Source organism: Pseudomonas sp. NPDC096917, assembly GCF_044762555.1.
Taxonomy (GTDB): Bacteria; Pseudomonadota; Gammaproteobacteria; order Pseudomonadales; family Pseudomonadaceae; genus Aquipseudomonas.
This window is the reverse complement of the sequence record NZ_JBIWEO010000002.1, coordinates 388204-414620: the sequence shown is the minus strand read 5'-3', so window position 1 is coordinate 414620 and position 26417 is coordinate 388204. Positions and strand designations below refer to the sequence as shown.

The 26417-nt window shown below is 57.5% G+C and carries 27 protein-coding genes; 9 read left to right on the top strand and 18 right to left on the bottom strand.

The genetic code is table 11. The features are described 5' to 3' along the window. Nucleotides 1–46: 46 nt before the first annotated feature. Both ACIQYF_RS04090 and algB read right to left on the bottom strand, forming a co-directional pair. Nucleotides 47–1834, bottom strand: a complete 1788-nt coding sequence (locus ACIQYF_RS04090; protein WP_402857113.1) for a KinB sensor domain-containing domain — start codon at nt 1832–1834, stop codon at nt 47–49. A gap of 10 nt (nt 1835–1844) precedes the next feature. Beyond that, complete coding sequence (algB, locus tag ACIQYF_RS04085; protein WP_402857111.1) at nt 1845–3191, bottom strand: sigma-54-dependent response regulator transcription factor AlgB; 1347 nt, start codon at nt 3189–3191, stop codon at nt 1845–1847. 444 nt (nt 3192–3635) lie between these two features. Here algB and ACIQYF_RS04080 point away from each other — a divergent pair, with 444 nt between their 5' ends. The 4 genes from ACIQYF_RS04080 (at nt 3636) to ACIQYF_RS04065 (ending at nt 7391) form a co-directional block, all read left to right on the top strand. Beyond that, complete coding sequence (locus tag ACIQYF_RS04080; RefSeq protein ID WP_402857109.1) at nt 3636–3935, top strand: hypothetical protein; 300 nt, start codon at nt 3636–3638, stop codon at nt 3933–3935. A gap of 82 nt (nt 3936–4017) precedes the next feature. After that, nucleotides 4018–4182, top strand: a complete 165-nt coding sequence (locus ACIQYF_RS04075) for a DUF1328 domain-containing protein (protein ID WP_019409262.1) — start codon at nt 4018–4020, stop codon at nt 4180–4182. Nucleotides 4183–4737: 555 nt separating this feature from the next. Further along, nucleotides 4738–6054, top strand: a complete 1317-nt coding sequence (gene gltP / locus ACIQYF_RS04070) for a glutamate/aspartate:proton symporter GltP (protein WP_402857106.1) — start codon at nt 4738–4740, stop codon at nt 6052–6054. Nucleotides 6055–6161: 107 nt separating this feature from the next. Then, nucleotides 6162–7391 (top strand): nucleoside recognition domain-containing protein, encoded by a 1230-nt coding sequence (locus tag ACIQYF_RS04065; protein ID WP_402857104.1) that lies wholly within the window; start codon nt 6162–6164, stop codon nt 7389–7391. Between the two features lie 97 nt (nt 7392–7488). Here ACIQYF_RS04065 and ACIQYF_RS04060 read toward each other — a convergent pair whose 3' ends face one another. From ACIQYF_RS04060 to ACIQYF_RS04030, 7 genes are all read right to left on the bottom strand, one after another. After that, the gene (locus tag ACIQYF_RS04060) at nt 7489–8115 is read right to left on the bottom strand and encodes an ABC-type transport auxiliary lipoprotein family protein (protein ID WP_402857102.1); all 627 of its coding nucleotides are present in this window, start codon (nt 8113–8115) and stop codon (nt 7489–7491) included. Continuing rightward, entirely contained in the window at nt 8112–9050 is a 939-nt protein-coding gene (locus ACIQYF_RS04055) for an MlaD family protein (protein WP_402857100.1), read from the bottom strand. The genes ACIQYF_RS04060 and ACIQYF_RS04055 overlap by 4 nt, the downstream gene beginning before the upstream one ends. 1 nt (nt 9051) lies before the next feature. Further along, nucleotides 9052–9855, bottom strand: coding sequence for an ABC transporter ATP-binding protein (locus ACIQYF_RS04050; RefSeq protein ID WP_402857098.1), 804 nt, complete (start codon nt 9853–9855; stop codon nt 9052–9054). Then, nucleotides 9852–11006, bottom strand: coding sequence for an ABC transporter permease (locus ACIQYF_RS04045; protein ID WP_402857096.1), 1155 nt, complete (start codon nt 11004–11006; stop codon nt 9852–9854). Before ACIQYF_RS04045 ends, ACIQYF_RS04050 begins: the two co-directional genes overlap by 4 nt. A gap of 55 nt (nt 11007–11061) precedes the next feature. After that, the gene (locus ACIQYF_RS04040) at nt 11062–12105 is read right to left on the bottom strand and encodes a DUF5924 family protein (protein WP_402857094.1); all 1044 of its coding nucleotides are present in this window, start codon (nt 12103–12105) and stop codon (nt 11062–11064) included. A 166-nt stretch (nt 12106–12271) separates the two neighbouring features. Next, on the bottom strand, nt 12272–12937 hold the full coding sequence (locus tag ACIQYF_RS04035; protein WP_402857092.1) for a fumarylacetoacetate hydrolase family protein: 666 nt from the start codon (nt 12935–12937) through the stop codon (nt 12272–12274). A gap of 114 nt (nt 12938–13051) precedes the next feature. Then, complete coding sequence (locus tag ACIQYF_RS04030) at nt 13052–14446, bottom strand: FAD-binding oxidoreductase (protein WP_402857090.1); 1395 nt, start codon at nt 14444–14446, stop codon at nt 13052–13054. 206 nt (nt 14447–14652) lie between these two features. On the opposite strand from ACIQYF_RS04030, the gene serA reads away from it, so the two are divergent. After that, entirely contained in the window at nt 14653–15882 is a 1230-nt protein-coding gene (gene serA / locus ACIQYF_RS04025; RefSeq protein WP_402857088.1) for a phosphoglycerate dehydrogenase, read from the top strand. 57 nt (nt 15883–15939) lie between these two features. Here serA and ACIQYF_RS04020 read toward each other — a convergent pair whose 3' ends face one another. Next, nucleotides 15940–16365, bottom strand: a complete 426-nt coding sequence (locus tag ACIQYF_RS04020; RefSeq protein ID WP_402857086.1) for a DUF4399 domain-containing protein — start codon at nt 16363–16365, stop codon at nt 15940–15942. Nucleotides 16366–16504: 139 nt separating this feature from the next. On the opposite strand from ACIQYF_RS04020, the gene ACIQYF_RS04015 reads away from it, so the two are divergent. Further along, a complete protein-coding gene (locus tag ACIQYF_RS04015; RefSeq protein WP_402857084.1) occupies nt 16505–17164 on the top strand; it encodes a transporter substrate-binding domain-containing protein in 660 nt (219 codons plus the stop codon). 55 nt (nt 17165–17219) lie between these two features. On the opposite strand, the gene ACIQYF_RS04010 is transcribed toward ACIQYF_RS04015, so the two are convergent. Genes ACIQYF_RS04010 through ACIQYF_RS04000 form a run of 3 tightly spaced genes read right to left on the bottom strand, consistent with a single transcriptional unit; the run spans nt 17220 to nt 21025 of the window. Then, a complete protein-coding gene (locus ACIQYF_RS04010; RefSeq protein ID WP_402857082.1) occupies nt 17220–18479 on the bottom strand; it encodes a c-type cytochrome in 1260 nt (419 codons plus the stop codon). Nucleotides 18480–18491: 12 nt separating this feature from the next. After that, nucleotides 18492–20276 (bottom strand): GMC family oxidoreductase, encoded by a 1785-nt coding sequence (locus ACIQYF_RS04005; RefSeq protein WP_402857080.1) that lies wholly within the window; start codon nt 20274–20276, stop codon nt 18492–18494. Nucleotides 20277–20278: 2 nt separating this feature from the next. Next, on the bottom strand, nt 20279–21025 hold the full coding sequence (locus ACIQYF_RS04000; RefSeq protein ID WP_402857078.1) for a gluconate 2-dehydrogenase subunit 3 family protein: 747 nt from the start codon (nt 21023–21025) through the stop codon (nt 20279–20281). A gap of 294 nt (nt 21026–21319) precedes the next feature. Between ACIQYF_RS04000 and ACIQYF_RS03995 the strand changes: the two genes are divergently transcribed. Next, nucleotides 21320–21958, top strand: coding sequence for a dual specificity protein phosphatase family protein (locus ACIQYF_RS03995; RefSeq protein ID WP_402857076.1), 639 nt, complete (start codon nt 21320–21322; stop codon nt 21956–21958). 53 nt (nt 21959–22011) lie between these two features. On the opposite strand, the gene ACIQYF_RS03990 is transcribed toward ACIQYF_RS03995, so the two are convergent. Continuing rightward, nucleotides 22012–23070, bottom strand: a complete 1059-nt coding sequence (locus ACIQYF_RS03990) for an aminopeptidase (RefSeq protein ID WP_402857074.1) — start codon at nt 23068–23070, stop codon at nt 22012–22014. A gap of 142 nt (nt 23071–23212) precedes the next feature. Here ACIQYF_RS03990 and ACIQYF_RS03985 point away from each other — a divergent pair, with 142 nt between their 5' ends. Next, nucleotides 23213–23629 carry a hypothetical protein gene (locus ACIQYF_RS03985; protein ID WP_402857072.1) on the top strand — a complete coding sequence of 139 codons (417 nt, stop codon included), beginning with the start codon at nt 23213–23215 and terminating at the stop codon, nt 23627–23629. A 3-nt stretch (nt 23630–23632) separates the two neighbouring features. Here ACIQYF_RS03985 and ACIQYF_RS03980 read toward each other — a convergent pair whose 3' ends face one another. Then, entirely contained in the window at nt 23633–23866 is a 234-nt protein-coding gene (locus ACIQYF_RS03980) for a DUF1161 domain-containing protein (RefSeq protein WP_019409241.1), read from the bottom strand. Nucleotides 23867–24005: 139 nt separating this feature from the next. Further along, entirely contained in the window at nt 24006–24437 is a 432-nt protein-coding gene (locus ACIQYF_RS03975; protein WP_402857070.1) for an OsmC family protein, read from the bottom strand. A 215-nt stretch (nt 24438–24652) separates the two neighbouring features. Between ACIQYF_RS03975 and ACIQYF_RS03970 the strand changes: the two genes are divergently transcribed. Next, nucleotides 24653–25657 carry an LLM class flavin-dependent oxidoreductase gene (locus tag ACIQYF_RS03970; RefSeq protein WP_402857068.1) on the top strand — a complete coding sequence of 335 codons (1005 nt, stop codon included), beginning with the start codon at nt 24653–24655 and terminating at the stop codon, nt 25655–25657. Nucleotides 25658–25743: 86 nt separating this feature from the next. Here ACIQYF_RS03970 and ACIQYF_RS03965 read toward each other — a convergent pair whose 3' ends face one another. Beyond that, nucleotides 25744–25968, bottom strand: a complete 225-nt coding sequence (locus tag ACIQYF_RS03965) for a DUF1161 domain-containing protein (RefSeq protein WP_402857066.1) — start codon at nt 25966–25968, stop codon at nt 25744–25746. 121 nt (nt 25969–26089) lie between these two features. Next, on the bottom strand, nt 26090–26305 hold the full coding sequence (locus tag ACIQYF_RS03960) for a dodecin (protein ID WP_402857064.1): 216 nt from the start codon (nt 26303–26305) through the stop codon (nt 26090–26092). Between the last annotated feature and the right edge of the window lie 112 nt (nt 26306–26417).

Below are 26417 nucleotides of genomic sequence, written 5' to 3'. Positions count from 1 at the left end.
CTCTGACGCCGAGTTAGCCGCGACAGGTCGCAGCCTTTGCCAGCGCCTACAACGGCAACGCCATATAGAACTGCGTGCCCTGCCCGGGGCGTGAATACACGCCGATACGGCCGCCATGCAGTTGCACAATCTCCTTGCACAACGCCAGCCCAAGGCCGGCCCCACCCTTTTTGCGGCCCACTTGCACAAAGGGCTCGAAAATACGGCCCTGCTGGCCATAGGCAATGCCTTCGCCATTGTCTTCGATGCTGATAATGATCCGTTCTCCATGGCGCCGAGCTTGCAGGCGGATCAGCCCGCCACTGGCGGTATGGCGCAAGGCATTGCCCAGCAGGTTATCCAGCACGCGCTCCAATTGGGCCTGATCGGCATTGAGGCTTGGCAGTGGCGACTGGAGGTCGATCATCAATTCGATATTTTTAGCGCCAGCTCGCTCTGCAAAACGAGCGCGTGCCTGTTCAAGCATCTGCTCAAGATCGCACGGGGCCAGCGTCAGCTTTTGCATGCCGTTCTGATAACGCGAGAAATTGAGCAGGTCATTGATCAACTGCATCAGCCGCTGCATTTCTTCGTGGACGGTGTTCAGCAAGTCGGTTTCGCGTGATTGCGGGTCAAAGCGTGCACGTTCCAGAAATAAGCCGAACGCCATGTGCATACCGGTGACCGGGGTCCGCAACTCATGGGAGGCGCGCAACACAAACTCGCTGCGCACGCGTTCAAAGGCCCGCTGTTCGGTCACGTCATGCAGCACCATCACCGCGCCCAAAATCGGTCCTTTGGGCTGGCTCACGGGCGTCAGGCTATAAGTCAGCAGGCGGGTTTCGCCTTCAATGTCGACGCTCAAGTCTTCGGGGGCGCGATCAAGGTTGCCGCCACGCAGCACCGTGAGCAATTGCTGGTCGAGCTCAGGGCGTTCCATCGCTGCACCCAGCGGCTGACCTAGTTTCGCTTCGTTCCAGCCCAACTGGCGTTGAGCGACGGGATTTAAATGCTCAAGGCGGCCCTGCTGGTCGATCATCAGCAAGCCGTCATCAATACTGTCGAGCACTGCTTGGAGCCGTTGTTGGCCGGCCAGCAGCTCGTCGATATTGGTTGCCTGATGCTGGCGCAGGGCTTCGGCCATGATCCCGAAACGGCGCGTCAGCAGGTTCATCTCGGTAGCGGATGACAGCGGCAACACCACTTCAAAGTTCCCTTTGCCGATATTGTCGGCGGCCTTGGCCAACGCTTCGATCGGGGCACCAAATCGACGGGCAATCCCGTGGGCTGTAATAAAGCCGATAATCAACACCGCCAGCCCGACTAACCCCAGCAGCGAGGCGATGATGATGGCCCGATCACGGGCGGCAGCTTGCGCGGTATAAATGTTGTCGAGCGCCTCGCGATGCTCGCTGATCAGGCCATTGCGCAATTGGTTGAAACGGTCGGCGAGTGTCTTGTCAGTGCTCAGATCAAGCGAATGGGCATGGGCTTGTTTGAACGCGTCTAAAAAAAGTTCGTAGTCTTTACGCGCTTGGGCAAAACCATTTTGCAGGTTGTTATTGCGTTCATGCTGCATGCCTTCATCGAGCAGCTTGAGGTACGCCTGTGCGGATGCCTCCAGTGCTTTGGGGTCTTGCTGATTGCGCAGCATCAGGATCAGTTGGTCACCCAAGGTCTGGCGCAGTTTGAGGCCCAGATCGAGGGTGATGAAGTTGTTGCGGATCAGCGCTTCCTGGGATTTGGCCATTTGCATCACGCTGACGACGCCGAGCAACAGCCCGAGCAGCGCGACGGTGATCAATGCCGAAATGCTGAGGAACAACCGGGTGCGCAGCTTGATAGCCAGTTTCATCAGATAGGGCTCACAGGTTGTACTGCTTGCGCTTGCGATAGAGCGTCGATGCATCAATGCCGAGGGTTTTTGCTGCTTGATCCAGGGTGTCGCTGGTGGCCAGAACTGCGCCGATGTGGGCTTTTTCCAACTGGTCCAGGCTCAGTGCGGCACCAATGCGCGGGGCGTTCGTGACGGTTTGCTCAGCCATGCCCAGGTGGCTGACTTCGACCACTTCCTGCGGACAAATGATACTCGCGCGTTCAACCACGTTGCGCAGCTCACGAATGTTCCCCGGCCATCGGTAGTTTGACAGCGCCAGACGCGCCTCCTGGCTAAAGCCGCGGGCAGGGCGCGCGTACTCTTTAACGAAGCGGGCCAGAAAGCGATCAGCCAGGGTGAGGATATCTTCGCTGCGCTCGCGCAACGGCGGCAAGTGCAAGGTGATGACATTCAGACGGTAGAGCAAGTCCTCGCGAAAGCGCCCATCGCGGACCATGTCTTCAAGATTGAGGTTGGTGGCGGCCAGAATCCGCACATCCGCACGGCGTGTCACCGGGTCACCAACGCGCTCGTAGGCTTTGTCCTGAATAAAGCGCAGCAGCTTAGGCTGCAGGGCCAGCGGGAAGTCGCCGATCTCATCCAGAAACAGCGTTCCGCCGTCGGCCTGGCTGACCCGGCCCAAGGTGCTTTCACTGGCACCGGTAAACGCGCCGCGGGTGTGGCCGAAGAGCTCGCTTTCCATCAGCTCTGCCGTCAGCGAGGGGCAGTTAATGGTCACACAGGACTTTTTGGCCCGTTTGCTCCAGCCATGAATCGCCTGTGACAGCTCGCCTTTGCCGGTACCCGATTCGCCGAGAATAAGGATGTTGGCGTCAGTGCCTGCCACTTGGCGGGCGGTTTCCAGCACCGCCATCATCGCTGGGCTATGAGAGTCGAGACCGTCTTTGGGCTTGCGTACTTCGCCCTCGAGTGCCTCGAGTCGGGCCGACAGTTGGCGTACTTCCAGTTGTTTGGCGGTCGCCAGACGCAGTTGGTCCGGGCTGCACGGTTTGACCAGATAGTCAGCCGCACCGGCTTGAATAGCATCCACCGCGGTGTCGACGGCGGAGTGTGCGGTCACGATAACGACCCGCATCCAGGGCGCTTGAATACGCATTTGGGCCAGCACGTCCAGGCCATTGTCCTCGCCTAGGCGCAGGTCCAGAAAGCACAAGTCGAAGACTTGGCGTTGCAGCAAGGCATCGGCTTGAGCCGCGCTGTTGGCAGTAGCGACGGTATAGCCTTCGTCTTCGAGGCAATACCGGAAAGTGCGCAAGATCGCGGACTCATCGTCGACCAGCAGAATGCGGCCCTGTTGATCTTTGGCTGATTCCATATCTGGCGCTCCTTTATGAGTGTCTTGGTTAGTGTCGCAATCATCGGGCAAGTTGCATGATTATTCACTAATGATTCTGAGGCGAGTAGGAAAGCTTCGTCGTTATTTCCGTAACCATCTGATTTTAATGGATTTAATCCAGATTAATCGAAGTTCTCTCGTGCTTATTATTTCTCGTCGTGGACGTTTGGGCCTGGTTCGCCAAGAAACCACTCTACAGTGCTTTGATCGATCGTGCAGAACGCACGGTGAGGCTCGCACGTATCGTGCAATCTGCGTGTTAGTGAGTTTTTAGAGTGTATCCAAGTCGTTGATTTATAAGGTTTAAATTGAAATATGAAAGCTGGCATGCAGCCTGCAATATCTCCTGTATCTAAGTCGCACAGCCAGCCGGGCGTGCAGCAGTCCTCACCCAAACGACCACCCAGTGGCAGGAGTTTGAGCATGAATCGTCAAGGTTTCGCCAGCATGCGTGTTTCATCTCTGAACCTGCAGCAAGGCCTGTTCGCCAGCCTTGCGCTCGTGGTCACGCTGATTGGTGGTCAACAATGGGGGCGTTGGGAACAGATGCAGCAACCGGTGGCAACGCCGGTTCAGCATGTCGTGACGCAACAGCAGCACTTCGGCGCGATTCGCTCCAGCCTGCAGAGCTCAAGCCAAATGACTGGCCGCTATGACCTTACTGCGGCAGAAGACACCCAAATTGCACATTCCCAACCGGCACCGGAACGTTGGGTGTTTTAAGTGTTCACAACTTTGAGGCCCTTGCCGGGCCTTGATTAGAAAAACGGCTTCACCCTTTCAGACAGTAATAAGGAGATTCACCATGTTGAGCTGGGCAGTTACCTTCCTGATTATCGCCATCATCGCTGCTGTTCTGGGCTTCGGTGGTATCGCAGGCACCGCCACCGGCATCGCCAAGATCCTCTTTGTCGTGTTTTTGGTGATGTTCATTGTGTCCTTCATCTTCGGTCGTCGCGGTCGAGGTTGATGGGATTCAAACCTGTAGCCGCTTCGCAGCCTGCGGCAGCGGCTACAAAATGATCAATTGTCTGTTTGTTGCATAACCTCCTTTCGTCGGTAATTGCTTATTACCGTTCATTTTTTTCAAAAGTTTGTGGCCTGAACCCCCCTCTTAAACGTCGACCGTATATCGACTGCAGGCAAAATGATTGCTTCGCAATTTCCGATTTGTGTTGTGGGATATTTCTTAAATATCTGCGCCGTTTCTGACCCTTCTTCTGCCCCAAAAAGACCTTGAAACAGCCTGTCTACGGCGGTTATGTCGTCTATTCTGTCACTACACCCCCTCTGGTTTTTGATGTCTTGTCCGACAAAACGCATGCCGATTCGGCATAGGGTAGGCGTTTACGGCATTAGACGGTTACGCCATGCATGGGAATAGTTGCGCCTTTTTTCGCCTGCCAAAGAGCCTCTTGGGCTCGATTTGGGCGACCTTCTACGGGGGTACAGGTTCGGTTTTTTGCGCTTTTCAGCGCTCTAGTCCGAACCTGTGCCCGAGTCCACTTGAAGTAAGGGTAATGACATGAAGAAGGCAAAACTTAGCCTCGCCTGGCAGATCCTAATCGGTCTGGTCCTCGGGATTGCAATCGGAGCACTGCTCAACCATTTCAGCGCTGAAAAGGCCTGGTGGATCAGTAACGTTCTGCAACCTGCTGGCGATATCTTTATCCGTCTGATCAAGATGATCGTAATCCCAATCGTGATTTCATCACTGGTTGTCGGGATTGCAGGCGTGGGGGATGCGAAGAAACTCGGTCGCATCGGTTTTAAAACAATCATTTACTTCGAGGTGGTTACCACCATCGCGATTTTGGTCGGTCTGGTACTGGCCAACGTGTTCCATCCGGGCGCCGGGATCGACATGAGCACGCTCGGTACGGTTGATATTTCCAAATATCAAGCCACGGCCGCTGAAGTTCAGCATGAACATGCGTTCATCGAAACCATCCTCAACCTGATCCCGTCCAACATCTTCGCGGCCATGGCGCGCGGTGAGATGCTGCCGATCATCTTCTTCTCGGTACTCTTCGGTCTCGGCTTGTCGAGCCTGAATGCCGAACTGCGCGACCCGTTGGTGAAAACCTTCCAGGGCGTGTCCGAGTCGATGTTCAAAGTCACTCACATGATCATGAACTACGCACCAATCGGGGTGTTTGCGCTGATCGCAGTGACGGTTGCCAACTTCGGTTTTGCCTCGCTGGTGCCACTGGCCAAGCTGGTGATTCTGGTTTACGCGGCCATCCTCTTCTTTGCCTTCGCGGTACTGGGCCTGATCGCCAAGCTGTTCGGCTTCTCGGTGATCAAGCTGATGCGCATCTTCAAAGATGAGCTGGTCCTGGCTTACTCCACCGCCAGCTCCGAAACCGTGCTGCCGCGCGTGATCGAGAAGATGGAAGCCTACGGCTGCCCGAAAGCAATTTGCAGCTTTGTGGTGCCAACCGGTTACTCGTTCAACCTTGACGGTTCGACCCTGTACCAAAGCATCGCGGCCATCTTCATTGCCCAGCTGTACGGCATTGACCTGTCGATCAGCCAGCAACTGCTGCTGGTACTGACCCTGATGGTTACCTCCAAAGGTATCGCCGGTGTACCGGGCGTGTCCTTCGTGGTGCTGCTGGCCACCTTGGGCAGCGTGGGTATCCCGTTGGAAGGTCTGGCCTTCATCGCAGGTGTTGACCGCGTGATGGACATGGCACGAACCGCGCTGAACGTGATTGGTAACGCGTTGGCGGTGCTGGTGATCTCGCGCTGGGAAGGCATGTACGACCAGGCCAAGGGTGAGCGCTACTGGAACTCTCTGCCGCACTGGCGCAGCAAGGATGCTCTGCCTAAAGGCTAACCCCCTGATTCAGGCAGCGTTACTCCCACAAACCCCGGACGTGTCCGGGGTTTGTTGTTTCTGGGGTCTGGCCGTTATCATTCGCCGTCTATTCCGGGAGTTTTCTGATGCTTAACGGCCTATGGCTCAGCTTTTTCGTTGTCGCAGCCGTGTCGGCCCTCGCCCAATGGCTGGTGGGTGGCAATGCCGGGATCTTCGCAGCCATCGTTGAAAGCATCTTCGCCATGGCCAAGCTGTCGGTCGAAGTGATGATTCTGCTGTTCGGCACCCTGACCTTGTGGCTGGGCTTTCTGCGTATTGCCGAGAAAGCCGGCATTGTCGACTGGCTGGGCAAGGCGCTGGGACCGCTGTTCAAGCGCTTGATGCCGCAAGTGCCAGCGGGTCACCCGGCGCTCGGCTTTATCACCCTGAACTTCGCTGCCAACGGCCTGGGGCTGGACAATGCCGCCACGCCGATTGGCCTCAAGGCCATGCGTGCACTGCAAGAGCTCAATCCCAGCCCGACCAGCGCGAGCAATGCGCAAATCCTGTTTCTGGTGCTTAACGCCTCCTCGTTGACCCTGTTGCCCGTAACCATCTTTATGTACCGCGCCCAGCAAGGGGCGGCCGACCCGACGCTGGTGTTCCTGCCGATCTTGCTGGCGACCAGTGCCTCGACCGTGATGGGGCTGCTCTCGGTGGCCTTTATGCAGCGTCTGCGGCTGTGGGACCCGGTGGTGCTGGCCTATCTGATACCGGGTGCGCTGGTTCTGGGCGGGTTCATGGCGTTGCTGGCAACCTTGTCGGCTACGGCGTTGGCCAGCTTGTCGTCAATCCTCGGCAACTTGACGTTATTTGGACTGATCATGCTGTTTCTGGTGATCGGAGCGCTGCGCAAGGTCAAAGTCTACGAAGCGTTCGTCGAAGGGGCCAAAGAAGGCTTCGACGTGGCCAAGAACCTGCTGCCGTACCTGGTGGCGATGCTATGCGCGGTCGGCGTGCTGCGGGCCTCGGGCGCGCTGGACTTTGGTTTGGACGGCATTCGCCATGTGGTCGAGTGGCTGGGCTGGGACACGCGTTTTGTGGATGCGCTGCCGACCGCGATGGTCAAGCCGTTCTCCGGCAGTGCGGCGCGGGCATTGCTCATTGAAACCATGCAGAACCAGGGCGTGGACAGCTTCCCGGCGCTGGTTGCAGCGACCGTGCAAGGCAGTACTGAAACCACGTTCTACGTGCTGGCGGTGTACTTCGGTGCGGTCGGTATCCAGCGTGCCCGGCATGCCGTGGGCTGCGCCTTGTTGGCGGAGTTTACAGGCGTGGTGGCGGCGATTGGCGTGTGCTACTGGTTCTTCGGTTAACACGCCACATCACCGTACTCGCGAGGGAGCTGGCGCAGGCTGCGATCTTTTAAAGACCAAACGATCGCAGCCTGCGTGAGGTATCAGTCATCCCTCTTCAGCGTTGCGCCTGCCCTTGTTGCACCACCCACTGCACCACGTGCGGCATCAGGGTGTCAGTCGCTTGTCCAAACCCTGCCACAACCGCCGGCACCATTGGATTCGTCAGCGGCTGGCGAACTTCGAAGCGCCTGGAGCCAATGATCCGTTGGTCGCTGGTGCGCACCAGTCGGGCATTGTATTGCACGATGACTTCAGGGCTTTTGCCGTTGTAATGGGTCTGGAACGCTAACAGCTCGCCGCCTAACTCGTAATCGGACTGCAAGTTGCTGTCGTCGGTGCTCAAGGCCTTGACTCGACCGTCTTGCAAGAAGGCATCCAGCAACCGATTGCGCAGCAGGGCCGGGGCCGGGTCGCTCCAGCGTGCCCCTTTGTAGTTACTGATCAGGTTGCCCTCGGGTATCACGGCAATGTTCTGGCTGTTGAGTGCGTTGCTGGCCATTGGCTTGTCCAGACGCAATGACCACGTCACTGGCGCGCCTTGGCTGGCAGCAATTGGCGTTTGGGCATCAGGCAACCGATACACATCAACGACCTCAGGCTTGGGCAAAATCGAGCAAGCGCTGATCAGGCTCAGGCTGGCGGCCAGGAAGAGGGAGCCTGCCAGGCGATAAGTACGGGTCATGGCGTGAATTCCTTGTTCTGCTCGCGGCCCAGCAAGTAACCGCTCGGGTTGGCTTCCAGACGCCGCGAAATGCCCCGCAGCGTGCCGAGGGTTTCGCGCAGCTCATTGACCGCAGGGCCTAACTGATTAAGCCCTTGCAGCCCGCTGTTGAGCGAGTCCTGGTTGTTGTTGATCAAGGTGTTGATGGTCGCAGTGCTGTGCTCCAGCGACTTCATGGCTTGCTCGGCGCTGGCGAACATTTGCTTGCCCTGGTCATTGAGCAAGCCATTGGCATTGCGCATCAGTGCCGTGGTTTGCTCAAGCGTTGCGGAGGCCTGTTTGCCCACCTGTGACAACTGCTTGAGGGTTTGGGCAATGTCTCCACGCTGGCTGGAAATCGCCGTGGTGGTTTGCTCGAGGTTATCCAGGGTTTTGCTCACACGGTCGACGTTCTCATGGGAGAACAGCCGGTTCGCGTTGTGCAGCAGTATGTTGATGTTGGCCAGCATGTCGTTGCCATCGGTCAGCAACCGGGCAATCGGGGAGGGCGCGGCCACAATCACCGGCAGCTTGCCGTCTTTACCGGTGAGCATCGGGCTGTTTGGGTCACCGCCACTGAGCTGGATGATCGAGGTGCCTGTCACGCCGGTCAGCGCGAGCTTGGCCTTGGTGTCGACCTTGACCGGTGTGCCCGCCGCGAGGCGAATACGCGCCAGCACGCGACGCGGGTCTTTGTCGTCCAGACGTAACTCGATCACGTCACCGACCTTGATCCCGTTGTATTGCACCGAGCTGCCCTTGGACAAGCCACTGACTGCCTCGTTGAACACCACTTCGTAGTCCTTGAACGTGTTGTCCATGCTCGATTTGGCCAGCCACAGGCCAAAAAGCATGGCCCCGGCGACGACCAATACGCTGAGCAGGCCGATCAACACATGATGGGCACGGGTTTCCATGTTATTGCTCCTTACGCTGGGTTGCCGCTTCATACGCGGCGCGGCCACGGGGGCCATGGAAATACTCATGAATCCACGGGTCGTCGAAGTCTTCGACTTCGGTGATAGGCGCTGCCACCAACACCCGTTTTTGCGATAACACCGCCACCCGATCAGTGATGGTGTACAGGGTGTCGAGGTCATGGGTGACCAGAAACACGCTCAAACCCAACGCATCACGCAGGGTCAGAATCAGTTGGTCGAACGCCGCTGCGCCAATCGGGTCGAGCCCGGCAGTGGGTTCGTCAAGAAACAGAATATCCGGGTCCAGGGCCAGCGCACGGGCCAGTGCGGCGCGCTTGATCATCCCGCCGGATAACGAAGACGGGTATTTGTCGGCGGCAGACAGTGGCAGCCCAGCCAGTGCCAGCTTGACGCACGCCAGGTGCTCGGCGTCGGGGCGGCTTAGCCCGGCGTGCTCGATCAAGGGCAGGGCGATGTTCTCTGTCACCGTCAGCGAAGAAAACAGAGCGCCTTTCTGAAACAGCACGCCAAAGCGCCGTTCAATCAGCGAACGCTCGGCTTCATGCAGGCTAAGCAAGTCTTTGCCAAATACCCGCACTTCGCCTTCACTGGGTCGACGCAGGCCGACAATGCTGCGCAACAGCACCGATTTACCCGTGCCAGAACCGCCGACCACGCCGAGAATTTCACCTTTGTACACGTCCAGGTCGAGGTTCTCGTGCACGCTTTGGCTGCCAAAGCGATTACACAGGCCGCGTACTTCGATCACCGCCTCGCGGGGCGTCTTCGCAGGAGTACTCACCAGCCCATCTCCATAAAGAACAATGCGGCCACCGCGTCGAGGAGGATCACGATAAAGATCGACTGCACCACGCTGGAGGTGGTGTGTGCGCCCACTGACTCGGCGCTGCCGCTGACTTTAAAGCCCTCAAGGCAGCCGACAGCCGCGATCAGAAAGGCAAAGAAAGGCGCTTTGACCATGCCCACCAGAAAGTTTTTGACCCCGATGTCAGAGTGCAGCATCGAAATAAACATGTCCGGGGAAATGCCGATGGATACCACGCACACCACAGCGCCACCGAGAATACCGGCCATCATGGCGACAAAGGTTAGCAGCGGCAGGGCGATCAAGAGGGCCAGCACCCGTGGCAATACCAGCAAATCCATCGGGTCGAGGCCCAGCGTTCGGATTGCATCGATTTCTTCGTTGGCCTTCATTGAACCGATCTGGGCGGTAAAGGAACTGGCCGTACGGCCCGCCATCAGAATGGCGGTGAGCAACACGCCAAACTCACGCAGAAATGAAAATGCCACCAAGTCGACGGTGTAAATACCTGCGCCAAAGTTGGCCAGTACCGTAGCCCCCAAAAACGCCACCACGGCGCCCACCATGAAGGTCAGCAGAGCCACAATGGGCGCGGCGTTAAGGCCGATTTGCTCGATTTGGGCCACCACCGGGGTGATGCGCCATTGTTTGGGGCGAAAGAAATTGCGGGCCAGGGTTTGCAGGATCACCCCGATAAACCCCAGCAGTTGCAGGGTGTCTTGCCATAACTTGTCGACCGAGCAACCGATGCGGCTCAGCAATTGGATGCCCAGGTTCACTTCGACGGCTTTCACCGGCACACAGAAATCGCGCATGGAGGAATAAACGGTTTGCAGCAAGGCGCGATCAGCGGCGGGGAGTTTGGTTGCGCAGTTGGCCAGTTGAGCGACGCGTTCGGCGCCCAGTAGCTCGACCAGCAGCGACGCGCCTGCGGTGTCGAGCCGCGAGACGTCATCGAGGTCAATGTGGGTGCCCGCGTCGTACTTGCCCGCAAGCTGTTCGGTGAGCAGTTTTAGCCGGGCATAGTTGGCCAGCGTCCACTCGCCACTGATTCTCAGCCGCGTCGGATTGCTTGACGTATCTAGTTGGGCATCGCCCGCAATGGCAGTGATAGTCGTAGGCTCCATGCTCAATACGCTTAAACGCAGACCTTATGTAATAGCACAATCTTGTAAAGGTGTTTCAGTTTGCCTGCACATCGCTCGCGGGGGCTTGATGGGTGTCAGTCACTTCGAAGCGCAGCACACCAATCATTTGTCCGTCCTCGGTCAGTACCTGCACTTGCCAGCGTCCGACCGAATTGGGCGGGAAGTTCAGCTTGTGGGTCCAGGCCCGGTAGCCCTCCTTGCGCCCGCCGCGAATATCCAGGGCAATGCGATCAACCTCTCGACCATTGAGTTTCCAAACGTGGTAAATCCGCTCGTTCAGGCCACGCGGGGCATTGATTGAGGTGTAGGCATACAGCCCATTGCTACGCAATTGATTGACGCTGATCTGCTCGATGCTCTCGCCTGGTGTGCGGTCTTGCAACTGAGTCGTCACCGCCACTTCGGTCATCCACAGCGTCGCGGGGGGCACCCACGAGCGCAGCAGCCAGCCCGTGCCGCCGAGCGCGAGGACGATCAGTGGCAGTATCAGCCAGCCGCGCCAGGTTTTCAGCGGCAGGCTGACCGCCATGCTGGGGATGGAAAGCAGCACAGCGGTACCCAGCGCCAGTTTGTAGCTCTCGGCGGTGGTCAGGTTGAGGATGATCGGCAGTGCTGTCAGCAGCGCCGCGAACAAGGCCAGCGTGTGCATGCCCAAGTACAGCCAGCGCCGTGGGGCCAGCCACTTGTAATACAGCGGGTCGGTGATCGTCACCAGCGCGGCGGCACCGAGCAGGCCGGTAAACACCAGTTGGCCGCTGTTCCAGGTGGTGGTGACAAAGAAGAAGGGCAGGACGAAAAACAGGCTTTCTTGATGGATCATCTGCGTTGCATAACGCAGCAGAGGCGGGGGGATTTCGCGTTTGAACACCCGGGCGAACCATTGGGTCAGGGTGTTTTCGAGCATCAGCCAGACCCAGCTCACCAGCAGGATCACGGCGATCCAGCGGGCCATGCCTTGTTGGCGGTCCACCAGAATAAAACTGCCCACGCCCGAGCAAAAACCGAACAGTGCGATCAGCCCTGGATAGCGCTTCATCAGCTCAAGGATGCGCTGTACGTAGTGGTTCCAGTTTGGCATTCGGCGGTTCACATTCTGCGTAGGAAAAATCCCGGACAGAATAGCGTTTTACCGAGGCTGGCGTCTGGGTTGATTGCATCCTGTGGGAGCTGGCTCGCCAGCGATGATAGCCACTCGGTACCTCTGAAATACCGGCCAGCTCCCACAGGTTTTGTGCCGTTCAGCGTTAGCGCACGCTGCTTTCGAAGCGGCTCACGCCTGGCAGTTCCAGCACCAGCTTGTCGCCCACGTTCAGCGGGCCAACACCGGCCGGGGTGCCGGTCATGATGACGTCGCCCGCTTGCAGCGAGAAACACGCCGCCATGTGCTGAATCATCGGCACAATCGGGTTGAGCATCAGGACGCTAGTGCCGTCCTGACGCACTTCACCGTTGATGGTCAGGCGAATGCCAATGTCGGCCAGATCGGTGAACGTGCAGCTCGGCACGAACGGCGCGAGGACGCAGGCGCCGTCGAACGACTTGGCGATTTCCCACGGCAAACCTTTGGCCTTGAGTTCGGCTTGCTTGTCACGCAGGGTCAGGTCCAGCCCGGGAGCGAAGCCGGAAATGGCGTCCAGCACTTCTTCGGCGCTTGGGTTGTTCGACAGCGGTTTGCCGATCAGCACCGAGATTTCTGCTTCGTAATGCACCGAGCCGCGCTCGGTCGGAATCGCAAAACCGCCTTCAGCTGTTACCACGCAACTGCCGGGCTTGATAAACAGCAGCGGTTCAGACGGGATCGGGTTATCCAGCTCTTTTGCATGCTCGGCGTAGTTACGGCCGATGCACACCACTTTGCCGATAGGAAAGTGAATCCGGGTACCGTCGACATATTGGTGCTGATAGCTCATGGATCGACTCCGCTGTGAGTTGCTCATGTTTTCTGCAGGAGCGAGCTTGCTCGCGATCTTTTAACAGTCAAAAGATCGCGAGCAAGCTCGCTCCTGCAAAGGTTGTGGCGTTACTTAAACCGCAAAAATCTTGCCTGGGTTCATGATGCCGTTCGGGTCGAACACGGCCTTGAGCGCTTTCATGTATTCAATCTCAACCGGCGAACGGCTGTAGGTCAAGTAATCGCGCTTGGTCATGCCCACGCCATGCTCGGCAGAGATCGAGCCGTTGTACTTTTGAACCGTCTCGAACACCCACTTGTTGACCGTCGCGCACTTGGCGAAGAACTCGTCCTTGCTCAGGGTGTCCGGCTTGAGGATGTTCAAGTGCAGGTTGCCGTCGCCAATGTGGCCGAACCAGACAATTTCGAAGTCCGGGTAGTGTTCGCCGACGATCGCGTCAATTTCTTTCAAGAAGGCTGGCACTTTCGACACGGTGACTGAGATGTCGTTTTTGTACGGCGTCCAGTGCGAAATGGTCTCGGAGATGTATTCGCGCAGTTTCCACAGGTTTTGCAGCTGGGTTTCGCTCTGGCTCATCACGCCATCCAGCACCCAACCTTGTTCCACGCAGTGCTCGAAGGTTTCCAGCGCTGCAGTGGCCACCTCTTCAGTGGTCGCTTCAAATTCGAGCAGCGCGTAGAACGGGCAGTCGGTCTCAAACGGAGAAGGCACGTCGCCACGGCCCATGACTTTGGTCAGCGCCTTGTCGGAGAAGAACTCAAACGCCGTCAGATCAAGCTTGTTCTGGAACGCGTGCAGCACCGGCATGATCGAGTCGAAGTCGGCCGTGCCCAGCACCATCGCCGTCAGGTTTTTCGGCGCGCGATCCAGGCGCATGGTGGCCTCAACCACAAAGCCCAGCGTGCCTTCTGCGCCGATAAACAACTGGCGCATGTCATAGCCGGTAGCGTTTTTGATCAGGTCTTTGTTCAGCTCCAGCACGTCGCCCTTGCCGGTCACGACTTTCATGCCCGCGACCCAGTTGCGGGTCATGCCGTAGCGAATCACCTTGATCCCGCCGGCGTTGGTGCCGATGTTGCCGCCAATCTGGCTAGACCCGGCCGAGGCGAAGTCCACCGGGTAGTACAGGCCGTTTTCTTCGGCCAGATTTTGCAGGTGCTCCGTGACCACGCCCGGCTGGCAGACCACGGTGCGGTCCGTGAGGTTGATGTCCAACACCTGGTTCATGTAGTCGAATGACACCACCACTTCGCCATTCGCCGCCACGGCCGCCGCCGACAGGCCGGTACGGCCACCCGATGGCACCAGCGCGACCTTATGGGTGTTGGCCCACAGCACGATGGCTTGCACTTGTTCAGTGGTTTTCGGGAACACGATGGCAATCGGGGCAGGGGCGAAGTGTTTGGTCCAGTCCTTGCCATAAGTATTAAGGGAGTCGGCGTCGGTCAAAACCTTGCCAGGCTCAACCAGGGTCTTCAGCTCATCAATCACGGCAGGATGGGTCATCAACAGAACTCTCGAACAATTCATGGTCATCCTGAGAACGCTTCACGTCGCAGGAATGGGTGTTTAGCGGGGCGCTTATGCTAGCATACGACCCCCCCGTAGAATCGAGCCGTAGGACGATTCTCGGTGCCGGTCTTCACGCCGGCCAGGTCAGCTCAGGCTGTCCATTCCCTGCCATTTTTTCTCTGGGACACAGGTTTACGCAGATGAGCAAGACTTCTCTCGATAAGAGCAAGATCAAGTTCCTTCTTTTAGAAGGCGTCCACCCATCGGCTGTTGAAGTACTGAAGTCTGCTGGTTACACCAGTATCGAGTACATCACCAGCTCCTTGCCTGAAGCCCAGCTGAAGGAAAAGATCGCTGATGCCCACTTTATCGGCATCCGTTCTCGTACCCAGCTGACCGAAGAAGTGTTCGACTGCGCCAAGAAACTGGTCGCTGTTGGTTGTTTCTGCATAGGCACCAACCAGGTCGATCTCAACGCCGCTCGCGAACGCGGTATCGCTGTATTCAACGCCCCCTACTCCAACACCCGTTCGGTGGCCGAGTTAGTGCTGGCTGAAGCGATCCTGTTGCTGCGTGGCATCCCTGAGAAGAACGCTTCCTGCCACCGTGGTGGCTGGATCAAAAGTGCGGCCAACTCCTTCGAAATTCGCGGCAAGAAGCTGGGCATCGTCGGTTACGGTTCGATCGGTACTCAGTTGTCGGTACTGGCTGAAGGTCTGGGCATGCAGGTGTTCTTTTATGACACCGTGACCAAACTGCCATTGGGCAACGCGACTCAAGTCGCCAACTTGCACGACCTGTTGGGCATGTCCGACATCGTGACGTTGCACGTACCTGAAACCGCAGCCACCCAATGGATGATCGGCGAGAAAGAAATCCGCGCCATCAAGAAGGGCGGCATTCTGATCAACGCCGCACGTGGCACCGTGGTTGAACTGGACGCCCTGGCTGACGCGATCAAGGACAAGCACCTGATCGGCGCCGCTATCGACGTGTTCCCGGTTGAGCCGCGTTCCAACGACGACGTGTTTGAAAGCCCGCTGCGTGGCCTGGACAACGTGATCCTGACCCCGCACATCGGCGGTTCTACTGCTGAAGCCCAAGCCAACATTGGCCTGGAAGTGGCAGAGAAGCTGGTCAAGTACAGCGACAACGGGACTTCGGTATCGTCCGTGAACTTCCCGGAAGTGGCCTTGCCGGCTCACCCTGGCAAGCACCGTTTGCTGCACATCCACGAGAACATTCCGGGTGTGATGAGCGAGATCAACAAGGTCTTCGCCGAAAACGGGATCAACATCTCCGGTCAGTTCCTGCAAACCAACGACAAAGTGGGTTATGTCGTGATCGACGTCGACGCCGAGTCTTCCGACCTGGCGCAGGCGAAGCTGCAAACCATCAACGGTACTATCCGTTGCCGCGTCTTGTTCTAAGACAGGCGTGAATAAAAAGGGAGACCCTCGGGTCTCCCTTTTTTATGCCTTTAAAACTTACTTCACATTCACCGTGATTTTCTTCGACACGATCACCGGGTCAAACGCCATGTGGCCTGTGTCACCCAGTTCCAATTGCAAGGTATGTTTGCCTGGCGTCAGGGTGAGTTCGGTTTCGGTTTGCGCCTTACCGAAATGCACGTGTTGAGCATCTGCCGGAATGACCTGGCCCGGCGCAATCGGCTGGTCGACGTCGATCAACAAGTGGTGGTGGCCAGAATGCGGGGAGACATCGCCGGCGGGCTTGAGGTCGATGCCTTCAATGCCGAACTTTACGGTGAAGGTTTTATCCACAGTGGCGCCATCTGCGGGGGAAATAATGGACACTTTTGCGCCTTCGGGGGCTGGAGTGGCAGCAAAGGCCATCACCGAAGCACCCATCAACACAGAAGCCAACGCAACACGAGACAGTAGGGTTTTCATTTTTTCTCCAGTTTTTTCGCTAATTCTGTGGGGTTACGACAACTTTCAGATGATTTGCTGTCCAACGCCGCAACTGACCAACATAAAGCAAAGCGGACGCCAATTGCGAATCGCTTGCAACAAGATCAAAGGAGTGACCATGCGTTTTTTTCCGGGCCTGATACTTCTATTGCCATTGGCGAGTCCTATTGTTCACGCCGAACTGATTGATGACGTTAACGACCGTGGTGAGTTGCGCATCGCTCTTGAGGGCAACTTACCGCCTTTCAGCTTCAAGCAAGACGGGCATTTAACCGGTTTTGACGTCGAGCTGGGCGAGTTGCTGGCTCAGGAGCTGGAGGTGCATCCGTCCATCCTCGTCACGGACAGCAACGACGTATTGCCGGGGGTTGAAAGCGGCAAGTACGACGTTGCAATCAATCACATCGCTTTGACTCCCGAACTTCAGAATCGGTTCGATTTCAGCGAACCTTATTCTTATGCACCTGCACAGTTGCTCTTGCAACGAGAAGAGCCGCGTCCGGTCAACAGCCTTGAAACATTCAAGGGTCAGCTTTTAGGCGTAGCCCAGAGCAATCAGTTTGTCGAACATCAGCCGTTGGTGGTGGTGGAAAAACCATTGCCGGTTGAGGAAGTAGAAACGCCCAGTGCGGTATTGCCATTGGCGATTCCTTTTCAGAAGGGCAATCCGGCGTTCCGGGCTAGCCTGGACAAGGCGTTGCAGCGGATCAAGGCGGACGGTCGGTTGGCCGCCTTGTCCGAGAAGTGGTTGCAGATGGACGCTACCCACAGTCCGTAAGGGCCAAATCAAAAACGCCCTCACCCTCCGGCAGAGGCTGAGGGCTTGAGGGTTCTTAATCCTTAGTGCGCAACTCCTTCACATCCGCAGGCTTCACGTCAGCCCCGTTATTGCCCCAACTGGTGCGAACGAAATTGACCACATCGGCCACTTCCTGATCCGACAGTCGCCAGTCAAATCCCGGCATGGTAAAGGTCGATGGCGCGGTCTGCGTCGCGGGCAATGTCCCGCCGTTGAGCACGATATGAATCAGCGACGTCGGGTCATCTGACTGCAACACAGGGTTGCCCGCCAACGCCGGGAATACGCGGGTGTAGCCGTGACCATCCGTGCGATGGCAGGCCGCGCAGTTGTCGATATACACCGCCGCGCCGCGCTTGCTGTCGTCACCGTTCCACAGGGCGTCGGCGACCGCCGGGTCGTATTGATGCGGTGTGTCGGTCGAGTCGACCGCTGGCAACGTCTTCAGGTAGCGAGCGATGGCCGTCAAATCAGCGTCGGACATGTATTGCATGCTATGCACGATCACATCGCTCATGCCGCCGAACACGGCGCTGCGATCACTGCGGCCGGTCTTGAGAAACTGCACAAGTTGTTCTTCGCTCCAACTGCCCAGCCCGTCCTTGTGGTCGCCGCGCAAGTTCTTCGCGATCCAGCCTTCCAGCGGCGCGCTGCCCGACAGAAATGTGCTGCCGTCAGTCGCACTCAGCGCTTTTTCCTGCAGGGTCAGCCCCCGTGGCGTGTGGCAGGCGCCGCAATGCCCAAGGCCTTCGACCAGGTAGGCGCCGCGACTCACCACCGGGTTTTGTCCCGGCACGGGTGTAAAGTCGGCCACCGCGGGGGCAAACGTCCAGCGCCACATCGCCAACGGCCAGCGCATGCTCAACGGCCACGCAATATCGACCGCTTTATTCTCTTGAGCGACCGGCTTAACCCCTTGCATGAAGTAGGCATACAGCGCCTGCATATCGGCCTGGTTGACCCGCGCGTATGACGGGTACGGCATGGCCGGGTACAGCGTGTTGCCGTTCTTGGCCACGCCATGACGCACGGCCTTGTCGAAATCGTCAAAGCTGTAGGCACCGATCCCGGTTGGGTCCGGCGTGATGTTGGTCGAGTAAATCATGCCGATCGGGGTTTCCATCGCCAGGCCCCCGGCAAACGGTTTGCCGTCCTTGGCCGTGTGACACGCCACACAGTCACCGGCCCGCGCCAGGTATTCGCCTTGTTTGATCAATGCAGGCTGATCGATTTGGGCGGCCACCACCGAAAAGCTGCCCAGCAAGCTCAGGGTCGCGATAACAACTGCTTTCATGGTCATCGCTCCTTATGCCTGAACCAGTGGCCCGGGGTTTTTCAGGTACTGCTCGCGGATCGCTCTCGCCGACCAGTAGGTCAACGCAGCCACAAGACCGGTCGGGTTGTAACCCAAGCCTTGCGGGAAAGCTGACGCTCCAGGCACAAACACGTTGTGCACGTCCCACGATTGCAAGTAACGGTTCAGCGCACTGGTCTTAGGGTCGGTGCCCATGATTGCGCCGCCATTGAGGTGAGTGGTCTGGTAGGACGCGGTGTTGAAATGCTCGCCGACTTTTTTACCCATCAGGGCAATAGCCTTGGGGCTCATCGCTTCGGCGATCTTGCTCATTTTTTCCATCATGAAGCGGTTCATCTTGATGTCGTTTTCTTGCCAGTCGAAGGTCATGCGCAATAGCGGCTGGCCGTAGGCATCGCGATACACAGGGTCGAGATCCAGGTAGTTGCCCCGGTAGGATTGATGCGCGCCGTGGGCGTCCATCGACACTTGGTGGGTGTAGTAATCGGCCGTGGCTTTTTTCCAGGCGCTGCCCCAGGCCGGTGTGCCGGGCGGGTTGGAAGTGCCGGCAATCGGGCGGCTGCCCGCCTGGTTGACCCACATCGGCGAGCCACCCACAAAGCCATGCGGCCCGTGGTCAAAGTTGTCGGCGTTGAAATCATCAATCGCCACGCCATTCCCGCCTGCGCCGATAAAGTTGTTGGTGTGTACTTCTTTGTCGAAATAGGCCTTGATAGTGCCCATGTTCTGGTACGCGAAGTTCTTGCCGACCACGCCTTCGCCCGTTTTCGGGTCGTACGGCTTGCCGATGCCCGAAAGCAGCATCAGACGCACGTTGTGGAACTGGAACGCCCCCAAAATCACCAAGTCAGCCGGTTGTTCGATTTCACGGCCCAGCGCATCGATGTACGTCACACCGGTGGCTTTGGTTTTGGTGCTGTCCAGATTGACCCGAATTACGTGGGCATCGGGCCGCAGCTCAAAGTTCGGTAACGGTTTGAGTGCCGGCAAGATGTTCACGTTGGGCGAGGCTTTGGAATACATGTAGCAGACATAGCCGCTGCAAAAACCGCAGAAGTTGCACGGCCCCATTTGCGCGCCATACGGGTTGGTGTAGGGCCCCGACGTGTTGGCGGACGGCAGGTTGTAGGGCTTGTAGCCCACCTCATTGGCGGCCTTCTGAAACAACTGTGCCGACACGGTGTTCTTCTGCGACTCCAGCGGGAAGTGGTTGGAGCGATCGGGTGCGTATGGGTTGCCGCCACGGCCTTCGCCGACCAATTGACCGTTGACGGTCCAGGCCTGACCCGAGGTGCCAAAGACTTTTTCAGCGTAATCAAAGAACGGCTCCAGCTCTTCATAGCTCACGCCGAAGTCCTGGATCGTCATGTCCTTGGGGATAAAGTTTTTGCCGTAGCGCTCTTCGTAATGGCTGCGAATACGTAGCTCTATCGGATCAACCCGAAAATGTACGCCCGACCAGTGCAAACCTGCGCCGCCCACGCCGTTGCCAGGCAAGAAGGCGCCCAGTTGGCGATTGGGCAAGGCAACGTCATTGACGCTGTGGCGAATGGTCACGGTTTCTTTCGATACGTCTTGAAAGAGCTTTTTGCGCACGCTGTAGGTGAGTTCGTCGATGACCTGTGGATAGTTACCGTCTGGGTTGGTGTCCTGCATGGGGCCGCGTTCAAGGGCTACAACATTCAGACCGGCTTCGGTCAGCTCTTTTGCCATGATCGCGCCGGTCCAGCCGAAACCAACGATCACTGCATCTACTTTTTTCATAACGGTCGACATGCTCAAGCCCTTTCGCCGCGGATGGAAACTGCCGGGAAGGGGTATTGCTCGTTGCGTTCAACCCAGTCCATGAAGTCGGCGCGTGCGCCGGGAAAGCCGATCATGGTCCAGCCAACCATGCCTTTGTTGCCACCATGGATCGGGTCGCAGAAGAACCCTTCCTTGGTGTTTTGCAGCAAGAAACTGAAAAACATCTTGGCCGGCACGTTCTCGAATTGTGGGGTGCCCGCTTCCAGTTGTTTGAGCACTTCGTCTCGGGTAGCGCTGTCTAGCTCAGCAAATGTTGAGTTATAGCGTTTTTTGCACAGCGCCTGCGTGGCAGCAATGCCCAGGCGGTAGATCTGTTTTGGCACCAGTTTGCTCTGCCAGCCCATCTCGGGCGCAGCGTGCGCATTGAATGGGCCTTGCATGAACCACAGTGCGCCGCTGGCGTATGGGGTGTGCATTTGACGGTCGATGTATTCCGGAACGCCCGCTTCCAGGGCGCCAGGACCTTGTTCGTCTGCAGGGATCAGACGCGCCACAGCGGCGTTCAAGAATGCCCATTCTTCGGCGGTGAAATACGTCGGCTCATAGAGTACGGCAGGGGAAGACGTGTGCCCCGCTGGTTCAGCCGCGCCAGGGGCGGCCGCAGCCGGTGTGGCCATCAGCACAGAACCGCCGAGGCCAGTGCTGGCCACGGTAACCACCGGAATCAGGGTCAGGGTTTTGCGCAGAAACTCACGCCGCGGGTTGTCTTGCTCAGACATGGGAGGGGCACCTCTTCAGACATTCACGGGTAGCAGTTGCTCAGTGGCAACTTTCGTTTTGGCAGCGACCAGCGTCGCAGATGACCTAAAAAATAGGGAGCAGCAATCAGAGGTTACAAATACTAGCAGGTCAGGTGCTTAGCTGAATCGATTCATGCGTAATTTTGTCGCACCCGGAGGCGATGTTCTGGTTGACACATCACGAATTTTTGACAATTGGCTCACACAGTTTTGATCCGTCTTAACCCAACCTGACGCGACATCCTGAAACTCTGTCCAAATGGTCGAACTGACATGCCCAAAGCCCGGTTTTTTCCTGCCCTGTGCCTGACATTACTGGCTGCCTTCGCGCTGCCTCAGGCTCAGGCCGATGACCTTTCTGTGGCACGCCCGGCGCAATGGGCCCAGCCTGTTGATGCGCAGTACAACCTGTATCAAATGTCGCCCACGCTGTATCGCAGCGCCTTGCCTGACACCGCAGCCCAGCCGTTGCTGGAAAAGCTTCACATCGCCACCGTGATCAATTTTTTGCCGGAAGCCGATAACACTTGGTTGAAAACCCCAGGTGTCACGCAAATACAACTGCCGTACCGCACCAACCATGTGGATGACACAGACGTGCTGGCTGCCCTGCGCGCGATTCAGACCGCGCAAGCCCAAGGCCCGGTGTTGATGCACTGCAAACACGGTTCGGATCGCACCGGCTTGATGTCTGCGATGTACCGCGTGGTGGTAGAGGGTTGGAGCAAAGAAGATGCCCTCAAAGAAATGACTCAGGGCGGTTTCGGCCAGAGCACTCATTTCAAGGATGGCGCCAAATACATGATGGACGCGGACATCCCTGCACTGCGCACAGCCTTGAGCCGTGGCGCTTGCAGTACCAGCCCGTTTGCTACTTGTGTGGTGAAAAACTGGATCTCGGGCAAGGCCTGACATTTCGCAGCCTTCCCGCAGGTGCCCTTGACCCCGGTCAGGGGCTCACGCGCTTAAGCTTTCAAAGCTCGATCGGCCCACTCTTGCAACGCCGCTTTACGTAGGGGCGGCGCGAGTTTGCCCAAGCATTCTACGTGGGTATAAAACACGGCCCAATCACCGTTGGAGTCTTTAAACAACGCTGCAAAAGCAGGCACCCACTGGTCATACAAACCGAAGGGCAGCAGCTTGGCGTTGTTGATTGGCGAGTTTACCCACGCGTCATAGCGATTGTTTCCGGCCCATTGCTGGTCTCGAAGCTCACGGTATTCGCGGCGCATTCGATCAAACTCTGCCGCCTTGCGCTGACGCATTTGCGTCGCCACCAAAGGCTGCGCGTATAGCTGTTGCAGGCGCTGGCGGGTGTTCAGCACCAAGGCAATAAACTGATCGCGTTGCACCAGGCCATCGACACTGGCAGGCGGCAAGCCTTGGTAAGCGCGCCACTGGCGGGTGCCTTCCTGCTCCACAAAGCTGGCGAATGACTCATTGAACTCGGAGTCGTCCTTCACGTAAAAGCGCTGATGCGCCAGTTCATGAAAAATCAGCGTGGCCAGTCGCTCATCTCCCCAATGCAACATGCTGTTGAGGATCGGGTCGTCAAACCAGCCCAAGGTGGAATAGGCCTCAACCCCGCTGACAAAGACATCCAGGCCTTGCTCGCGCTTGAGCGCAGCATCGCCGCGGGCGCCGCCCTGTGCGTAATAACCTCGGTAGGCCACGCACCCGGCAACCGGAAAGCAATACGTGACCGGGTTAAGAGAAAACTCAGGCGTGGCAAATACATTCCACACCACGTAGGGCCGTTTAAGGTCGGCATACCGGCGATAGCTTGGGTTCTCGGGCAACAGCAAATGCTGGCTGGCGAAGGTGCGTGCGGCCTGCGACTTGGCCAGATGTTCGCGCAGCACAGGGTCGCGTTGCGGGTCCGCCATCACCTTGGCCACGGGTTCGCGTGCCTGTAGCAACTGCAACTGGCCTGTGGCCAGTTGCGAGTAATAGCGTGCACTTGAGCAGCCATTGAGCAGCGCCAACATCAAGAGGGTGAGCAGACAACGGGTCATCAGCGGCATAGGGCGGTCCAGTGGAAGCTGGCGAAGGCTGCGATCTTTTGACCTTTTACACAACCCTCAGATCAAAAGATCGCAGCCTTCGCCAGCGCCCACGGGCTGTGTGGCGCTATGCTTATGCTTCATCCCTTTGTGGAACTTCATCATGCGCACGTCCCTGCTGTTACTGATGGCCTGTCTGTTGAGCGCTTGCGCTAGCACGCCATTGCCGCAACACGATCCAAAAATGGCGTGGATCGACCTCGACACTCAAACCGGAAAATTGATTATGGCTGAGCGCCTGGATAACCAGCGCCTGAACGACGGCCGCTATTTTCAGGTGACGCCGGGCAGTCACGAGTTGATGGTGCGCTTCGATTACGAGGTATTTATCGGCGGGATGGGGATGTTCAGCGAGCCGCAAGAACGGCTGTGCTATCTATCAGTCAACTACGCAGACTTCCAGCCCGGCCAACGCTACCGGTTGCAGGCGCGCTCGCTGGGCTTTAACGCCTACGCCCGGCTCTATAACGCCGAAGGCAAGGTGTTGGCCGAGGAGCGACTGGTGAACTGCCTGCCTTGAAACTCAGGTGTCGTTTTTCTGGTAAATGATCTTTTTGGTGCCGTTTTCGCACGAGCCAACGACTAGATTCTGGTCGTGGACTTCGTCATTGGTCACGATTTCGAGCGTGTAAGACGACACGTTGTTGGCCTGAATCTTGGTTTCGATTTCAGCCTTCAACTCTTCGCAAGGCTTGGGTGCGGCCAGCACCGACGTGGTGAGGGCGCAGGCGATAACCGCTAGAGCAAAACGTTTCATGATGAGACTCCCTTCATTCAGTACGCAAAGTCATGGTCTGACGCCACTGGCGATCATTCGATCACAGGGTGTGTGATCTGCGAACTGTCCGGGCCAACGCCACCCCGCTCGTCGTGAACGGGGCGTGCGGTTACTTCAATTACGCCACCAAGGTCGCGTCGAGGGTGATTTTAGCGTTCAGCACCTTGGACACCGGGCAGCCTTCTTTGGCCTTTGTGGTCAGCTCTGTGAATTGTTCCTGGGTTGCGCCCGGCACTTTGGCTTTTAGGACCAGATGCACTGCCGTGATCGCAAAACCGCCGTCTACCTGATCCAGCGTGACCTCTGCGGTGGTGTCGATGCTCTCAGCTTTGAGCCCGGCATCACCCAGGATCATCGACAGCGCCATGGAAAAACACCCGGCATGTGCGGCACCGATCAGCTCTTCAGGGTTGGTACCCTTGCCGCCTTCAAAGCGTGCCTTGAAGCCATACGGGGCTTCGCGCAGTACGCCGGTCTCGGTAGAGATGGAGCCAATGCCGGTCTTAAGGTCGCCTGCCCAATGAGCCGATGCTTTCTTTTTAATACTCATGCGTGCCTCCTGAAAACGGCGTGAAGGTTTCACGCCTTGTTGAGAGTTGTGAGAGTAGACGGCTGCATAAAGTTCATCCTGTCGGACAAATCGCACTTTTTAGTAGCCCAAATCATTGGTGCCATTGAAACTCGGGTATATGCCCATATTGCTGTAATCACTGGCGGGTTTTTGGCGAGTGCCTGAACCTGCATCCCACTTGGAGTAGCCGGCTGATGAAACGCTTGTCTGATGTCAAATTCTCGACCCTCGACCTGGTGCCTGTGCGCGAAGATGGCAGCGCGGCCCAGTCGTTGCACAATTCGCTGGATTTGGCCCAACACGTAGAAAAGTTTGGCTATAACCGCTTTTGGGTGGCTGAACACCACAACATGGACGGCATTGCCAGTTCTGCCACTGCGGTATTGATCGGCTATCTGGCCGGTGGTACGTCGACGATTCGCGTCGGTTCGGGTGGGGTGATGCTGCCCAATCATGCCCCGCTGGTGATTGCCGAGCAGTTCGGTACGCTCGAGAGTCTCTATCCGGGGCGAATCGACCTGGGCCTTGGCCGGGCGCCGGGTTCCGACCAGATGACCGCCCGCGCCCTGCGCCGTGAGCGCTCGGGCAGCGCCGATGACTTCCCGCAAGACGTGGCCGAGTTAGTGCGCTATTTGGGCCCGCGCACCCCGGATCAACGCGTCATCGCCATGCCCGGCACAGGCACCAATGTACCGGTATGGTTGCTGGGTTCCAGTTTGTTCAGTGCACAACTGGCCGGAGAGCGTGGCTTACCGTATGCCTTCGCCTCACATTTCGCCCCGCGCTTGATGCACGAAGCGATCCGCGTGTACCGCAATCACTTCAAGCCTTCTGCAGTACTCGACAAGCCGTACGTGATGCTGGGTGTGCCATTGGTTGCGGCCGACACCGATGAGCAGGCTCAATACCTGTCCACTTCCGTGTTGCAACGAATTTTGGCCTTGATGCGTGGGCAAAGCCTGGTGCAGCGCGCACCGGTCAAGACCATGGACGGGCTGTGGCTGGCGCACGAGAAAGAAGCGGTGATGAGCTTTTTGGGCCTGGCGATGGTCGGCAGCCCGGAGAAAATCCGCGCCAAACTGCAAGTGCTGGTGGAGCAGACTCAAGCCGATGAGCTGATCTTCACCTGTGACCTGTATGAGCATGCAGACCGCATTCACTCCTACGAACTGCTGTCTCAGGTGATGAAAGAGGCGTAACGCAAACCATCGCTGGCACGCCAGCTCCCACAGCGTTGCATGAACCTTGTGGGAGCGTTGGCTTGCCAGCGATGAGAGCGCTGCAATCAGCCGCGCTTGTAGACGATTTCTTTGGTGCCGCCTTCACAGGTGCCCACCACTTGGGTGCCTGATGAAGTGCCTTTATCGACCACTTCCAGCGAGTAATGCGGGACGCCCTTGGCATCAATCTTTGCGGCGATTTCGCTTTTCAGTTCCTCGCAAGGCTTGCCCGCTGCGAAGGCAGTGCCTGCGAGACTCAGTAAACCTACAGCCACTAAAATCTTTTTCATCGGTCAGATCCCCAGATCAAAACAAAAAGGGTGCGACACGCTTGACCACGTCGCACCCAGACGGTGTAGCGGACTTTATGGCAAACGGCCAGCCCGTAAGTTCAAAAAGACTTTTTGTGCCTTAGCTGCTGGCGATCCGGAAACCGACCTTGAGCGTGACCTGATAGTGCGCCACCTTGCCGTCTTTGATGTGCCCGCGGGTGTCGATGACTTCGAACCATTCCAAGTGCTTGATGCTTTTGTGGGCTTCGGCCAGTGCATTCGCGATGGCGTCTTCTATGCTGCTCGGGGACGAGCCTACGAGTTCAATCTTCTTGTAGGTGTGATGGTCAGACATAACGTTCTCCTTTTGTCGTAGATCAAAGCCTAGCAGCGAATCTGCTGAATACTTCGTGGGCTGTTCTAAAGGAAAAGTTCAGGTTTTTTGCACTTTTGGGAAACGCCGGAGT

Coding starts and splice junctions, on each gene's coding strand:
- ACIQYF_RS04090 (WP_402857113.1), bottom strand. CDS start 1,834: ATGAAACTGGCTATCAAGCTGCGCACCCGGTTGTTCCTCAGCATTTCG.
- algB (WP_402857111.1), bottom strand. CDS start 3,191: ATGGAATCAGCCAAAGATCAACAGGGCCGCATTCTGCTGGTCGACGAT.
- ACIQYF_RS04080 (WP_402857109.1), top strand. CDS start 3,636: ATGAATCGTCAAGGTTTCGCCAGCATGCGTGTTTCATCTCTGAACCTG.
- ACIQYF_RS04075 (WP_019409262.1), top strand. CDS start 4,018: ATGTTGAGCTGGGCAGTTACCTTCCTGATTATCGCCATCATCGCTGCT.
- gltP (WP_402857106.1), top strand. CDS start 4,738: ATGAAGAAGGCAAAACTTAGCCTCGCCTGGCAGATCCTAATCGGTCTG.
- ACIQYF_RS04065 (WP_402857104.1), top strand. CDS start 6,162: ATGCTTAACGGCCTATGGCTCAGCTTTTTCGTTGTCGCAGCCGTGTCG.
- ACIQYF_RS04060 (WP_402857102.1), bottom strand. CDS start 8,115: ATGACCCGTACTTATCGCCTGGCAGGCTCCCTCTTCCTGGCCGCCAGC.
- ACIQYF_RS04055 (WP_402857100.1), bottom strand. CDS start 9,050: ATGGAAACCCGTGCCCATCATGTGTTGATCGGCCTGCTCAGCGTATTG.
- ACIQYF_RS04045 (WP_402857096.1), bottom strand. CDS start 11,006: ATGGAGCCTACGACTATCACTGCCATTGCGGGCGATGCCCAACTAGAT.
- ACIQYF_RS04040 (WP_402857094.1), bottom strand. CDS start 12,105: ATGCCAAACTGGAACCACTACGTACAGCGCATCCTTGAGCTGATGAAG.
- ACIQYF_RS04035 (WP_402857092.1), bottom strand. CDS start 12,937: ATGAGCTATCAGCACCAATATGTCGACGGTACCCGGATTCACTTTCCT.
- ACIQYF_RS04030 (WP_402857090.1), bottom strand. CDS start 14,446: ATGACCCATCCTGCCGTGATTGATGAGCTGAAGACCCTGGTTGAGCCT.
- serA (WP_402857088.1), top strand. CDS start 14,653: ATGAGCAAGACTTCTCTCGATAAGAGCAAGATCAAGTTCCTTCTTTTA.
- ACIQYF_RS04020 (WP_402857086.1), bottom strand. CDS start 16,365: ATGAAAACCCTACTGTCTCGTGTTGCGTTGGCTTCTGTGTTGATGGGT.
- ACIQYF_RS04015 (WP_402857084.1), top strand. CDS start 16,505: ATGCGTTTTTTTCCGGGCCTGATACTTCTATTGCCATTGGCGAGTCCT.
- ACIQYF_RS04010 (WP_402857082.1), bottom strand. CDS start 18,479: ATGAAAGCAGTTGTTATCGCGACCCTGAGCTTGCTGGGCAGCTTTTCG.
- ACIQYF_RS04005 (WP_402857080.1), bottom strand. CDS start 20,276: ATGTCGACCGTTATGAAAAAAGTAGATGCAGTGATCGTTGGTTTCGGC.
- ACIQYF_RS04000 (WP_402857078.1), bottom strand. CDS start 21,025: ATGTCTGAGCAAGACAACCCGCGGCGTGAGTTTCTGCGCAAAACCCTG.
- ACIQYF_RS03995 (WP_402857076.1), top strand. CDS start 21,320: ATGCCCAAAGCCCGGTTTTTTCCTGCCCTGTGCCTGACATTACTGGCT.
- ACIQYF_RS03990 (WP_402857074.1), bottom strand. CDS start 23,070: ATGCCGCTGATGACCCGTTGTCTGCTCACCCTCTTGATGTTGGCGCTG.
- ACIQYF_RS03985 (WP_402857072.1), top strand. CDS start 23,213: ATGCGCACGTCCCTGCTGTTACTGATGGCCTGTCTGTTGAGCGCTTGC.
- ACIQYF_RS03980 (WP_019409241.1), bottom strand. CDS start 23,866: ATGAAACGTTTTGCTCTAGCGGTTATCGCCTGCGCCCTCACCACGTCG.
- ACIQYF_RS03975 (WP_402857070.1), bottom strand. CDS start 24,437: ATGAGTATTAAAAAGAAAGCATCGGCTCATTGGGCAGGCGACCTTAAG.
- ACIQYF_RS03970 (WP_402857068.1), top strand. CDS start 24,653: ATGAAACGCTTGTCTGATGTCAAATTCTCGACCCTCGACCTGGTGCCT.
- ACIQYF_RS03965 (WP_402857066.1), bottom strand. CDS start 25,968: ATGAAAAAGATTTTAGTGGCTGTAGGTTTACTGAGTCTCGCAGGCACT.
- ACIQYF_RS03960 (WP_402857064.1), bottom strand. CDS start 26,305: ATGTCTGACCATCACACCTACAAGAAGATTGAACTCGTAGGCTCGTCC.